Raw genomic sequence first — 12622 nt, forward strand, 5'->3', positions numbered from 1 at the left:
AGGATTTTACCTCGTTTTGCGGGACAGCAAACTAAGCGATCGTGAAGCACTATAATATTGATGCGATCGCGTTATTTGCCAATGAGTGATATCTTGCCTAATAAGTATGATCTAGTCGCGCCCCTGTTAAATGCCATCACCCCATCACTTTGGTAATCTTTCTAACGCCTCCCGTGCGTAGCTTGCCGCCGTAGGGCATCGCTCCCCAATATTCATCCTTATACTCAACATATATCTCCAACGCTGTCTGCAAATGAACCCTCGCCTCTGCGTAGTTTTCTTCTGCTTCTGCAAGCGTTCCTAAACAGTAGTAGGTGAGTGCTTGGGAATAGCGATCGCCAATCTCAACTTTGATTTTTAGCTTACAATTTAGTCATATAGGCAGTTTTGTACAAAATCTCCAAATGCTGACAGAGTACATTCAAGCAGCTTTGCATAGAGCAAACTATGAAATTTTAGAAGATGGTACTTTTTATGCAGAAGTACCTGAATTGCAAGGGTTATATGCGAATGCATCAACACTGGAAGCTTGCAGAAAAGAGTTAAAACAGTCTTTAGAAGAGTGGATTGTTTTAGGATTACAGTTAGGGCATAATTTACCGGAATTAGACGGAATCTCTCTTGCTTTGAAAAAGGATGCCGCTTAATGCCAAACTTTGGGCCGATTAATCGCAGGGATTTAATTTATTACTTGAAAAAACTTGCTTTTGAAGGGCCTTACTCAGGTACAAAACATCAATTTATGGTTAAAGATGAACTAAGATTAATCATTCCTAACCCCCACGAAGGAGATATCAGCAAAAGCTTGCTGGCAAAAATTTTAAAACAGGCTCAAGTTAGTAGAGATGAATGGGAGGCGCTTTAAACAAGCGATCGCCTTGCCATCACTCTGGTAATCTCTCTAACGCCTCCCGTGCGATCGCCCCCGAATATTCTTCCTTGTACTCAACATATATCTCCAACGCTGTCTGCAAATGAACCCTCGCCTCTAAGTAGTTCTCTTCTGCTTCTGCAACCAGTCCTAAACAGTGGTAGGTGCTAGCTTGGGAATAGCGATCGCCAAATTCGATTTTGATAGCTAAAGCTTGTTGGTAATTGGACCGCGCCTCCTCAAATTCCCGCAATTCTTGGGCAACCATTCCCAAATTGTGGTAAATTTTAGCTTGGTTATAGTAATCGCCAAATTCGATCAAGATTGCCAAAGCTTCTTTGTAATTGCGCTGCGCCTCCTCAAATTCCCGCAATTCTTGGGCAAAAGATCCCAACTGGTTGTAAGTGCCAGCTTGAGAATAGCGATCGCCAAATTCGATTTTGATAGCTAAAGCTTGTTCGTAATTGTGCCGCGCCTCCTCAAATTCACGCAATTCTTGGGCAACAGATCCCAACTGGTGGTAAGTGCCAGCTTGAGAATAGCGATCGCCAAATTCGATATCGATAGCCAAAGCTTGTTCGTAATTGTGCCGCGCCTCCTCAAATTCACGTAATTCTTCGGCAACTATTCCCAAATTGCAGTAGGTGCTAGCTTGAGAATAGCGATCGCCAAACTCGATATTGATAGCCAAAGCTTGTTGGTAATAGCACCGCGCCTCCTCAAGGTCACGCAATTCTTGGGCAAGCATTCCCAACTGATGGTAAATGCTAGCTTGGAAATATCGATCGCCTATTTGTTGTTCAATTTCTAGACACCGTTGATAAAAAGTTATCGCCTGTATAAATTGTCTTAATTTTCGGTAAGCATTGCCCAGTTTAAATAAAGCAGGAATTTCGCCACGAGGATTCTGAAGTTGCTGTGAAATACTTAAAGATTTTTGATAATAAGCGATCGCTGTATCAAATTGCCTTTGCTGAGAATAAGAATCTCCTAATGTGTTGAGGACTTCAGCATGGAAGGTGGAATCTTGAAACTCATGAGCTATTTTTTCGGCTTCTTCTAAATATTCTCTAGCTTTGATAGGTTCTCTCTTACTCAGATAAGCAACTCCTAACTGATGCAAAATATTACTACAGTTGCGGAGGTTTTCTCCTATCGGATGATGTCCAGTAGGTTTATATTCCATTAGCAGGCGGTGTAATAAATCGATTCGCTCTTGCTTTTCTGGAGGTTCTAATCTGTTTATAATTCTCTCAGTACTTTGAGCCTCATTAATCGCATGATCTTTAGTAACTTGAGGTGTTTGAAACCGAAACATCCCCGATTGCCAAGCCCAAAAATCAGGAGCAAATTTGGCTAACCGAGTCAGGGCATAATCTGGCAGAATAAACAGAATCGGATGAGGAACAGTTCTTTTATAAGCATCTCGGACAAAGTTGAGGTCTTGTAAAACTGGCGGGTAGTCTCCATAAACGCCAATAGACTTTTCTAAACCTTGTACAATCAAGACTAATTTTTTGTTAGATTCTATTTGAATAGTTGGTAATATTTTGACAATTTCATCCCTGAGAAATCGCAAATTGGCATCAGAAAAATTCATAGTCACAAACTGAATATCCCGACACTCAGGATTTGTCTTTAGTACCTCAACTAATATTTCTGCATCTGGGGGAAAATTAATTTCTACAAAACCAATGGTAAACTTTTCTGCAAAGTCTACAAAGGTGAGTAATTCAGCAAATATCTCTTGATTAAGCGTGATAAACGTCCCGATTTCTGATCTAAGGTTGCGCTGCGAGTGCGGATGCGAGGGCTTTCTGGAAGAATTCATTTTGCTTCACCACTGGATTGGGGTAATTCCACCGTTTATCGCCGTTGTATTCTAAAACTGAAGTGTTAAACAGCATTAACTGACCAATATCATCTTTGCTGACATTCTTGGTTATACACACTTGGGCTAAAAACGCATAATGTTCTTCAGGAATAAACCTTTCAAAATTAAATTGCTGTTGTTTCACAGCATAGATAATATCTTCGGCAATAACTTTGGGATGTTTTCGAGTACTAGCAGTTAGGCAAGCAGTCCGCATCATCTGCATTAATTGGCGGACATGTCCTCCACTGGCTTTGGCTAAATCTAGCAATTCCTGGCGAGATTCAAATACAGCATCAATATCTACCCGCTTTTCAATGACGCTGGCAACTGCTTCTAGTCCCGTTTGATTGTAGTTTAAATGACAGCGATCGCGTTCCAATTCATAAATATTCACCATTGGGACAATATGAGGATTACCATCAAACTGATTGAGTGGATTTTTCGGGGAACAAAGCACAGAAATTGGAACTGTATAAATTATCGTGCAATCTAGTTCTTGTAACTGAGCCGCATAATCAAAAAATAAATGTTCTGCAATCGTCGGTGGTACACGATCCATGTTGTCAAAAATAATCAATAAACCCTTACATTTAGGGAATTTTTTTCGGAGTTTAACGTAGGCATCTCCTAATAAAAGGTTAATATCTGCTTTCAGACGTGATAGGTCTTTTTCTAAAGTTTGGCGAATAGTAGTTTTTTGCTTATCAGAACCTTTAATTTGTGCCAGTAATTTGACCATCAATTTAGCGATAAATGGAGCTTCTGGTTTCAGAGTCGCTTCGCCTTCAATACTCACAGACCTTTCCACAGTTTCTTCCGTTTCTTTGGTAATATCCTTAAACCAAGATTCAAAGTTTTCCAGAAGTTGAAAATCAAATTTTAAACCTAATTTACGCAACTCAAATTCTACTTGTTTGATGACGATTAAATATAAGTCTGTATAACGAGCATCATTAATATCTGTTTCTTCGTTAACTTCTAAATAAATTACGTGGTATTGTTCTTCCCATTGCTTCTGAATGCGTTTTAACTCTGTACTTTTGCCACAGCCGCGATGTCCGGTAAACAAAATTGTACGGAAATCCGCGGCTTCTTGAAAGTCTAAAATTTCACTAACTTCTTCAATTGCTGAAGTTTTGCGGACTGCTGATAAATCAACATAGTAACGCTCCATGTCTGCACCCTCTAGCGGTTCAACATTACAAACTTGAAATGCAGCTTTCAGAGTATTAGCACGCTGGTAATTCATTGGCTTTTGATTAACTTTATAGATATGAATTTCTCAATCTTAAATTTTAGGCGATCGCACTGCAATTTTACATCTGATAAAAGTTTGCTTTTTGATCAGACAACTTTATGTAATATTTTATACATTAATAAACTTTTAACTTGCATATTATCTGGAAGTAAAACGGGAGCATCCCAGTTTTTTGCAAAGAGGGTAAAAATAAGTCAGGATAAGTAAGACAAATGTGGGATTTATTTACCGATGACTCCAGAACAAAAGCAAGCTCTTGAAGAACATATTCAGGCGATCGCTGAGTGAGCAAATTTGCTGGCTTGAGGTGTCGATTATCACAGTGTATTGTTCATCCTACGTTCTCACTTTACAACTGAAGTCAGCTACATGGTACTGCCTGATTTTTAATATACCTACTTTTGAAAGTTCCCCGCTCCTCTTGTACCAGGACTAGAATTAGAATTGAGGTGACGTTTTCTAATAGCCAAAGTGTCAGAATCTCTGCCGTTGCGCGATCGCTATCTTGCCTTAATCGATGAAATTGTCGAAACCACCCTCAAGGGCAAAATTAGCTCTGTTGAGATGGTATATCAAATGCTGCTTAAAGGAATCACTTCCGGTACAGGGGAAGTCTTTGAGCTAGCTTTGAGCGATCGCCTGAATGCCCTCCAAAGCCAAGTAGATAGCGAAAAAGACGAACTCAAGAAAGGGAAAGCGACTCGGAGTTTGAGAGCGATTAAGACCATTCAAAGTCAATGGCAACGTTGGCAAGAGCAAAACAAAGCTACAGAAGCGATCGCCGGAGCAGTTTCAGAAATTATCACATCCCCTACTGAGGAGCGTCTGGCGGCATTTTTACGGGTCACTGACCCCAATCAGAAGTATCCCCTAAATTCGCAACAGTTACAGCAGTTATCAAAATCATTACAGCAATTTGCCCAGGTAGATTCTGATATACAACAATTTTCCGAAGGTATTACCCGTGGTTTAGCTTCTTGGCAGCGATTGCAAGATAACTTGCTCAGTTGGATGTACGAGCAAAAAGAATCTTTGGGATTTGGCGGCGTACCCGGAGAACGTGGCCCTTGGGCAAGTTGGGCTAAACAACTGAATAGTGAGTTACCCCAAGCACTGCTTCGCACCTTGGCTATGGAAGAATCGGCAATTGAGTTTGCCCAGCGACAACGAGGCATCACCCTCAGAGATTGGGTGGAAATGGCATTGATTTTACAGTACTTGCAACGGGGACTAATTAACTGGTTTGACCAACAAGCTTACGATGTGAAAGCGGGGCCAAAGTTGTCCATTTCCACTTTTTTGACCTTTGCAGTGATTTGGAGTCAGTTAGCAAGTGGTTTTGGGAGCATTGGGACAGTATACAGCGAAGCCTGTTCTCAAATCATGCTCCAGATTTTGCGAACCTTTGCCCAGCGTCCGTATTTTCCCTTTTACGGCGGGATTTTTGCCTCTTTTACTGGCACTTATTTGCGAGATGCCTTAGATTATCTGGATGAACCGCTACGACGTGGCGAGGGAACCCAGGAAAAAGCGCGAATTTTGACACTTTTAGGCTATTCTCAGCGTGCTTTAGGACAATACCAGCGATCGCTTGATTTTCATCAGCAGGCACTAGAGATCGCCAGGAATGCAGGCGATCGCCCCTGTGAAATTGCCAATCTCAACCACCTCAGCCGCACCTACGTACAACAGCAAAATTATGCTGAGGCAATTAACTATAGTCAACGGGCATTAATACTAAGTCGGCAAGCAGGCGATAAGACAGGAGAAGCAAACGCGCTGGTAAATTTAGGTTACAGCGAAGTTATGCAAGCTCAGGAACTAGAACAAATAGAACCCGAAACCTATGAAGCCGCAATTAATTATTTGGAACAAGGTTTAAAATTATCAGAAAAATTAGGCGATATTCAAAGTAAAGCCTTATGTGTCAGCAGCTTAGGAATTGCCTATCTAGTAATTGGACAACACCAAACAGCAATTAAATATCTCGAAGACGGCTTTAAAACAGCGCAAGTTTCCGGCGATTTATATCTCCAAGGGCGGAACTTAGCTTATTTGGCAGAAGCTTATTATCATCTAGAAAATTCCGAAAAAACAGTTTACACAGGCTGCATGGGAATGTATCTTTTAGAGCAAATTGCTTCTCGTGAGTGGCGTCAGCCAGCAGGGTTACTGACAATTTTACAACGGCAAATAGGTTTAGAAGCTTTCCAAAACTTATTACAGCAACATCGCCCTAAAATCATTGCAGTTATTGGTGTAGATGGGTATGTTCACATTCCGCAATTGTTAAAAGAATATCAGCGAGATATGTAATTATTTGCCAAATGATCAATCTGCAAAGTCTGGGAGAAATTTTAGGATACAGCCTTAATATAAGTACTTACTAACAGGTTATCTGCTGTATAAGTAGTGTATAACTAAGTAAATTCTATGAATATCTCCTTTTGGAGGTAACATAGTAAAACAGCGACGCTGATTTATAATATTTTACTTAGTCAAGTTTTGTTTCACACGTTTTGGGAATATGAGTAAACTAGTTCCAGCCATCAGAGTCAAAAACTTCAGCTTCTATTACGACACTCAAAAGATAGTTGAAGGCGTGTCAATGGATATTTACCAAAACCAAGTCACGGCAATTATTGGTTCTAGTGGTTGTGGCAAGTCTACTTTTCTTAAATCCTTAAATCGGATGAGTGAATTAGAAGGAGAAATGAGGGTTGAAGGAAAAGTAGAATTTTCTGGACAGAGTATTTATGAGCGTCGTGTTAACATCAATCGCTTACGTCGCCAAGTTAGTATGATTTTTCCCAAGCCAAATCTTTTTCCCATGAGCGTTTATGATAATGTTGCCTATGGGGTGAAGTTAGTTGGATGGCATCCGAAAGTAGAATTAGATGGAATTGTTGAATCTGCGATTAAAGCTGCCGATCTTTGGGATGAAGTGAAAAATAAGCTGCACAAATCTGCTTTAGAGCTTTCTGGTGGTCAACAACAAAGATTATGTATTGCCCGTGCTTTAGCAGTAAAACCGAACGTTCTGTTGATGGATGAACCTTGCTCAGGTCTTGATGCTGTCAGTAGCATGAAAATTGAGCATCTGATCCATAACTTGCGCTCTGAATTGACAATTGTGATGGTTACTCACAATATGCAGCAAGTTACTCGCCTATCTGATTTTACGGCTTTCTTTTGTAGTAATGAAAATCGCACTACTCAAATGGTTGAATTTGGTACTACAAATAAAATCTTTACTAACCCGGTCGATTCTCGCACCCGCGACTACGTTTTCGCCCGTGCCAGTTAAAGTATTTCTTAACTAATTTATATGGGTTTAAGTTGCTTGAGCTTTTAACAAGACGTTCGGCGAGCGCTCAGTCGAGTCGCGGCAAGTTTTGTGGCGGGGTATAAATCCTCGTTACAAAACTTTGTTAGGTTAGCAAGTCCGCGTATGCCTACAATCCAAGCACGCTGCGCGAAGGTAGAGAGCATCATTAGGAATTACGAATTATTTTAATTTCCCCTTGCTTTGAGTTTTTCTTGTGTTGGACAATGCAAACTTATATTAACAGTATTTTTTGTACTATATACTTAAAGACAAGCATCTGCTCTAGACCACCTGAATCACAAGATGAAATGTCCCCGGTGCGAATCTACTTCATATCGTAAAAATGGTCGTCGGAATGACAAGCAGAATTACTTCTGCAAAGATTGTGGTAAACAATTCCTTGAGCCTATATTCCCTCGTTCCCTAGAAACTGACTTGCTTGCTAATAGCAACGGGCATACTAAAGTCTCTATGGCTGAAGTGACGCAAGTTCCTTTAGTAAAAAACCTGCTAGAAGAAAAACTCACAGAGAAAAGTCTTGGCTCTTTTAGTTTGACATTAGCTGAAGAACTGCTGCAAACTATATTATCACCTGATTGGCTAGAATCTACTGCGTTCAGTCAATTGCTCCTGAAAATTCAGCAAAAAAATCAAATTGACCAGAAGTTAGAAACAGGAATCTCTCTTCTACTTTTGGATGCAGAAAACTTAAAATTAGATGTTAATTCCGAATTATTTTTAGCCAGCATTTGTAACTATCCTCTCCAAGTTAAAATAGCATTTGCGAACTGGAGAAATCCCAGCATTGGGAAGCAAGATATTGAACTATATAACCGTAGCTATCAACTTGTCCATGTGCCTGAGGGTAAGAATAGTGCTGATGCAAAAATGATCGCAATTGGTGCTTGTGCTTTACGCTCTTATCCAACAGTTAAAGAAATCTTGGTCTGTTCTAGCGATGGAATTTTAATTCACCTCTGTAACGAACTCCAAAATCAAGGATTGATTGTCTACTGGGTACGTAGACAAGGGCAAACTTTGCAGATAGAAAACCGGAATACTGGCAAATTAACTCATTATTCCTTAGCAATGGCAACAGAAGTTCCATCCTTTGAAAAAGTGGTTGAGCAAATTCAAGATTTAATTAAAAATGAACAGGAATCTATCAATGCTCGATTAAACAGTTTAGTTGATGTTGCCAGTTTATTTCAAGAAAGATGCAATATCAATATCAAACATCATCCCAAGCAACCCGAAGTTGAGGAAATAATCCCTGTTCTAGATAAATCATTTACACCATCTATTCCAGAGGAAGAAAAAAAAGAAGATTCTGCGGAAATTCCTGATAGAAAAACATTAGATAAATTACTATTGAAAATTATTCAAGATATAAAAATAAAGTCTCCCCAAACCCAATTATCTGTGTCTAAGCTAGGTTCAGTGTTACAGAAAACAACCGGAAAATCTCCTAGTTCAATTGTCAAAAAATTAAAGTTAGGTTCTAGTTTTACCAAATATTTACAATCATCTCCCACATTTACATTAAAAGCAAGTGGCAAGGAATATGAGGTAACAGCGCTACTCTCCAAGTAAATACTTTTTCGATGTCTATGTACAACCTGAGCCAATAATTCAGTATTATCTAAAAAGATATAAAGAAATGTAAATAATCCGATGCAGGATAAAGTCGTTGTTGTTGTTGGTGCTACAGGTGGTATTGGTTCAGCTTTAACACACAAACTTGCGCCTACCGGAGTCCGGTTGGTACTGGCTGCCAGAGATGCGGTTCGTTTAACAACACTGGCAGCTGATTTACCAGGGCAAGTTTTGAGCGTTCCCACCGATATTACTGACCCCCAACAAGTAAATACTTTGATCAAAAAGACCGTCGCTGAATTTGGTCAAATTGATATTTTGGTGAATGCAGCTGGTGTTGGTATACTCAAGCCCTACAACAGCCTAGAACCCTCTGATTTAGACAAAATGCTAGATGTGAACTTAAAAGGCAGCTTTTACACCACTCAGGCGGCTGCTGAAGAGATGCAAAAGCGCAAGTCTGGTCACATCTGTAACGTGGTAGGAATTCTGGGCAAGCATTCGATGGGGATGGCAGCAGCTTATTCTGCTTCTAAATTTGGTGTTGTCGGTTTCAGCAAGTGCATGGCAGAGGAACTCAAGCGTTTTGGTATCAAGTTCACGCTATTCTACTTTGGTGGAGTAGATTCTCCTTTTTGGGATAACGTCAACTTAAAAGTAGATCGGAAAAAAATGCTCAGTCCTGAAACTGCTGCCAATGCGATTTTCTTTGCCCTTTCTGCCGAACCGCAAGCTGTGCCAATGGAAATTAACATTCAACCTGATAGTCATCTGTTCTTTTAAAGTGGAAGTACGTATACATAATTCCTGCTTAGGAAAGACGTGAAAATCTAGCAAAAAAGCCAAAATTTACAGATATATAAACTGTTATGCTGGATTTTCAGTATTTATGAAAATTGATCACGTTCATTTCTATGTCGAAGATGCCAAAGTATGGCGGGATTGGTTTGTACACCATCTTGGTTTTCAAGCAGTAACCGATCGCATCAGTTCATTTCATACTTGTACAGAAGTAGTTAATAGTGGTGCTGTCTGCTTTTTTCTATCTTCACCACTGTTACCTACAAGTCCAGTCGCTGAGTTTCTGCGTCAATATCCCCCTGGTGTAGCAGATGTCGCTTTTGCTGTCGAAGATGTAGATGGCGCGATCGCACTAGCTCACCTGCACGGTGCTACAATCCTACAACCCATCCAGGAACGGCAGGTGGGTACGGCATTCTTCAAGTGTGGCAAAATTGCCGCCTGGGGTGGACTGACTCATACGTTGATAGAAAAGTCATTAGTCAGTGGTCATCCGTCATTAGTTTTTGACAAAGGACAAATGACAAATGACAACACTTTTACCGCCATAGATCACATAGTCCTGAACGTAGCAGTTGGTGAATTAGAGCGTGCTGTTGCTTGGTACGAAAAGATCCTAGATTTTCAACCCCAGCAAGCATTTAAAATTAAAACCAATCGCTCTGCTTTACACAGTCAGGTGATGGTTTCGCGCAACGGTAGCGTCCAATTGCCAATTAATGAACCGGCTTCCAGCAATTCCCAAATTCAGGAATTTCTTGATGTCAACCGAGGGCCAGGAATTCAACATATTGCTTTGCGGACGACTAATCTTGTGAGTGCGATCGCTCAATTTCGTGCCAGTGGTTTATCCTTACTCTCAGTTCCCCAAACCTACTACTCGCAGCTAAAACAGCGTCCAGGACTTAGCTTATCACCTCTAGAACTGGAAGCGATCGCTCAACAGGAAATTCTGGTGGATTGGCAAGAATATACTCCTTTAGAGGGAGGAAATATCGCGCCCTTATTACTACAAATTTTTACCCAGCCAATATTTGAACAGCCGACATTTTTCTTTGAGTTTATTGAGCGCCGTTTCCAAGCTAAAGGTTTTGGAGAAGGTAACTTTCGCGCCTTATTTGAAGCAATTGAAAGTGAACAAATCAAACGCGGTACTCTGCAATGATGCCTGAGTACGAAATATGAATACGCACCGCTCACCACACAGGCAAAAGTTCAATAATTTCTCCAGGATTTATGTTAGGATATTCACACCAAAGTCGATTGTACACTTGTAGTAAGGACTTTTTTTCAGGATCATCATCAGAATAACTTAATGCTAATTCGTAGAAGTCAGCAAAAGCTTCTTGAATTTCACAGCCTAAAAATTGACTAACGAAACTATGTTTTCCTGTAATAATAAGGAAATCTAGCTTAGTACAAATAATGACCCACTCAGGCTCTCCAGAATAAAGCGCAAACCAAAAAAGCCCACACTTCCAATTGAATTCTTCAATTGCTTCAGCCGTTGCTGGAAATACAAATGCAGGGGGGAACGCTTTTAAAGGCTCAAATGCTATTGCTACAATTTCTTGATTATCATGTTGCAATACTGCTTGTAAGAGTTTAATTTCATCTTCTTCAGAAAAGTGGTCTCCACTTTCAGTTGGTATGGAAATCCAGTCGGACTGCTTAATAATATTAAGTTTACTAGGCTCGACAGTACTTCCTGAACCAATTACAACTTTGTTTAGTGTTTCCCTAAGTTTAGTCACTTCTTCATCATTGAAAATAGGCTTCAAAAATTTCCATTCTTCACTCACAATTTACCTCAAGCTAATGCTGACAGTGATATATTGCTGTATCTGGTAATTCTTGAGCTAGTTTTTTTGCAGCGCTTAAATCAGGCTGTTGCTCTTTTCAAGCAAAACTGTACTAACGTGTGTTTTGCCTTGTCCATACAGTAACTTTCCTAGTTCGACAATTTTTCTAAACCTTTAGCTAAGACTTGATGCTCTGGAAAAATAGCCATACATCTGAGATAATTTTAATAAAAATTAACATTTTCCGCCGATGCTAAGACTGATTACTGACTTCGACGGCCCCATTATTGATGTTTCCGAACGATACTACCGTGTTTATCAATTCTGCTTGGAGAAAACCCGTCGCCCAAGCCAAGTAGTGCAAGAACTTCCGAAAGCGGAATTTTGGCAGTTAAAGCGATCGCGCGTTCCTGAAAAACAAATCGCCTTAAATTCTGGGTTAGACGAAACCCAAGCCCAAGAATTCGCCCAGTTACGGCGGCAAACTGTGCATACAGAACCTTATTTCAACTATGACACTCTCGCGCCTGGTGCTGTGGATGCACTGTTAAAAATTCAACAAGCTGGAATTGATTTGGCAGTTATGACTATGCGCCGAGTTCGAGAACTAGATTATGCCTTTAAAAAATACGATTTAGGGAGATTTTTCCCAGAAAATCGTTGTTATTGCCTGAGTAACGACTACATTAAAACTCGTGATATTGAAGATAAGCCCTTGTTGATGGCTAGGGCATTAAAAGAACTGCCCCCGGCTACTGATACCTGGATGGTGGGAGATACCGAAGCCGACATCACCGCCGCTAAAAATTATGGTATTAAGGTAATGGCTGTAGAATCTGGCATCCGCGATCGCACCCAATTGGAACTTTACCATCCCGACTTAATCATTAAGGATTTGGGCGCTGGTGTAGATTTAGTCCTAAAACCCATGTAGCTGCAATAGATTAGACTTCTTGCATAAATCAAAAAAAGAACCCTACCCCGCCTTTGACTTAGGTCAAATTCTCCCCTAAGAGCAGGCTCTTAGGGGCTGGGGGTGGGGTGTTAGGGACTTTTGCAACAGCATTGAATATAATCGGCATTCAGGTTG

The 12622-nt window shown here is 40.4% G+C and carries 11 protein-coding genes; 8 read left to right on the forward strand and 3 right to left on the reverse strand.

Going from position 1 to position 12622, the window contains the following annotated elements; translation table 11 throughout:
• Positions 1 to 404: 404 nt before the first annotated feature.
• Both V7K15_RS27340 and V7K15_RS27345 read left to right on the forward strand, forming a co-directional pair.
• Positions 405 to 647, forward strand: a complete 243-nt coding sequence (locus V7K15_RS27340; RefSeq protein WP_334910733.1) for a type II toxin-antitoxin system HicB family antitoxin — start codon at positions 405 to 407, stop codon at positions 645 to 647.
• Positions 647 to 865: a type II toxin-antitoxin system HicA family toxin gene (locus tag V7K15_RS27345; protein ID WP_300423126.1), complete on the forward strand. Its 219-nt coding sequence runs from the start codon at positions 647 to 649 to the stop codon at positions 863 to 865. Before V7K15_RS27340 ends, V7K15_RS27345 begins: the two co-directional genes overlap by 1 nt.
• A 19-nt stretch (positions 866 to 884) precedes the next feature.
• On the opposite strand, the gene V7K15_RS27350 is transcribed toward V7K15_RS27345, so the two are convergent.
• Together V7K15_RS27350 and V7K15_RS27355 are read right to left on the reverse strand one after the other, a co-directional pair.
• Positions 885 to 2702 carry a tetratricopeptide repeat protein gene (locus tag V7K15_RS27350; RefSeq protein WP_334910735.1) on the reverse strand — a complete coding sequence of 606 codons (1818 nt, stop codon included), beginning with the start codon at positions 2700 to 2702 and terminating at the stop codon, positions 885 to 887.
• Positions 2653 to 3996, reverse strand: coding sequence for a P-loop NTPase fold protein (locus tag V7K15_RS27355; RefSeq protein ID WP_334910737.1), 1344 nt, complete (start codon positions 3994 to 3996; stop codon positions 2653 to 2655). The genes V7K15_RS27350 and V7K15_RS27355 overlap by 50 nt, the downstream gene beginning before the upstream one ends.
• 480 nt (positions 3997 to 4476) lie before the next feature.
• Between V7K15_RS27355 and V7K15_RS27360 the strand changes: the two genes are divergently transcribed.
• The 5 genes from V7K15_RS27360 (at position 4477) to hppD (ending at position 10895) form a co-directional block, all read left to right on the forward strand.
• Positions 4477 to 6321 carry a tetratricopeptide repeat protein gene (locus tag V7K15_RS27360; RefSeq protein ID WP_334910739.1) on the forward strand — a complete coding sequence of 615 codons (1845 nt, stop codon included), beginning with the start codon at positions 4477 to 4479 and terminating at the stop codon, positions 6319 to 6321.
• Positions 6322 to 6532: 211 nt separating this feature from the next.
• Positions 6533 to 7312 (forward strand): phosphate ABC transporter ATP-binding protein, encoded by a 780-nt coding sequence (locus V7K15_RS27365; protein WP_334910741.1) that lies wholly within the window; start codon positions 6533 to 6535, stop codon positions 7310 to 7312.
• 324 nt (positions 7313 to 7636) lie between these two features.
• Entirely contained in the window at positions 7637 to 8926 is a 1290-nt protein-coding gene (locus V7K15_RS27375) for an IS1/IS1595 family N-terminal zinc-binding domain-containing protein (protein ID WP_442949721.1), read from the forward strand.
• Between the two features lie 81 nt (positions 8927 to 9007).
• Complete coding sequence (locus tag V7K15_RS27380; RefSeq protein WP_334910743.1) at positions 9008 to 9712, forward strand: SDR family oxidoreductase; 705 nt, start codon at positions 9008 to 9010, stop codon at positions 9710 to 9712.
• A 106-nt stretch (positions 9713 to 9818) separates the two neighbouring features.
• A complete protein-coding gene (gene hppD / locus V7K15_RS27385) occupies positions 9819 to 10895 on the forward strand; it encodes a 4-hydroxyphenylpyruvate dioxygenase (protein WP_334910745.1) in 1077 nt (358 codons plus the stop codon).
• Between the two features lie 31 nt (positions 10896 to 10926).
• Here the strand turns inward: hppD and V7K15_RS27390 are convergent, their stop codons facing one another.
• Positions 10927 to 11532 (reverse strand): hypothetical protein, encoded by a 606-nt coding sequence (locus V7K15_RS27390; RefSeq protein ID WP_334910747.1) that lies wholly within the window; start codon positions 11530 to 11532, stop codon positions 10927 to 10929.
• 250 nt (positions 11533 to 11782) lie between these two features.
• On the opposite strand from V7K15_RS27390, the gene V7K15_RS27395 reads away from it, so the two are divergent.
• Positions 11783 to 12466: an HAD family hydrolase gene (locus V7K15_RS27395; protein WP_334910749.1), complete on the forward strand. Its 684-nt coding sequence runs from the start codon at positions 11783 to 11785 to the stop codon at positions 12464 to 12466.
• Positions 12467 to 12622: the final 156 nt, after the last annotated feature.

Origin of the sequence: Nostoc sp., assembly GCF_036919815.1 — a bacterium.
Lineage (GTDB): Bacteria > Cyanobacteriota > Cyanobacteriia > Cyanobacteriales > Nostocaceae > Nostoc.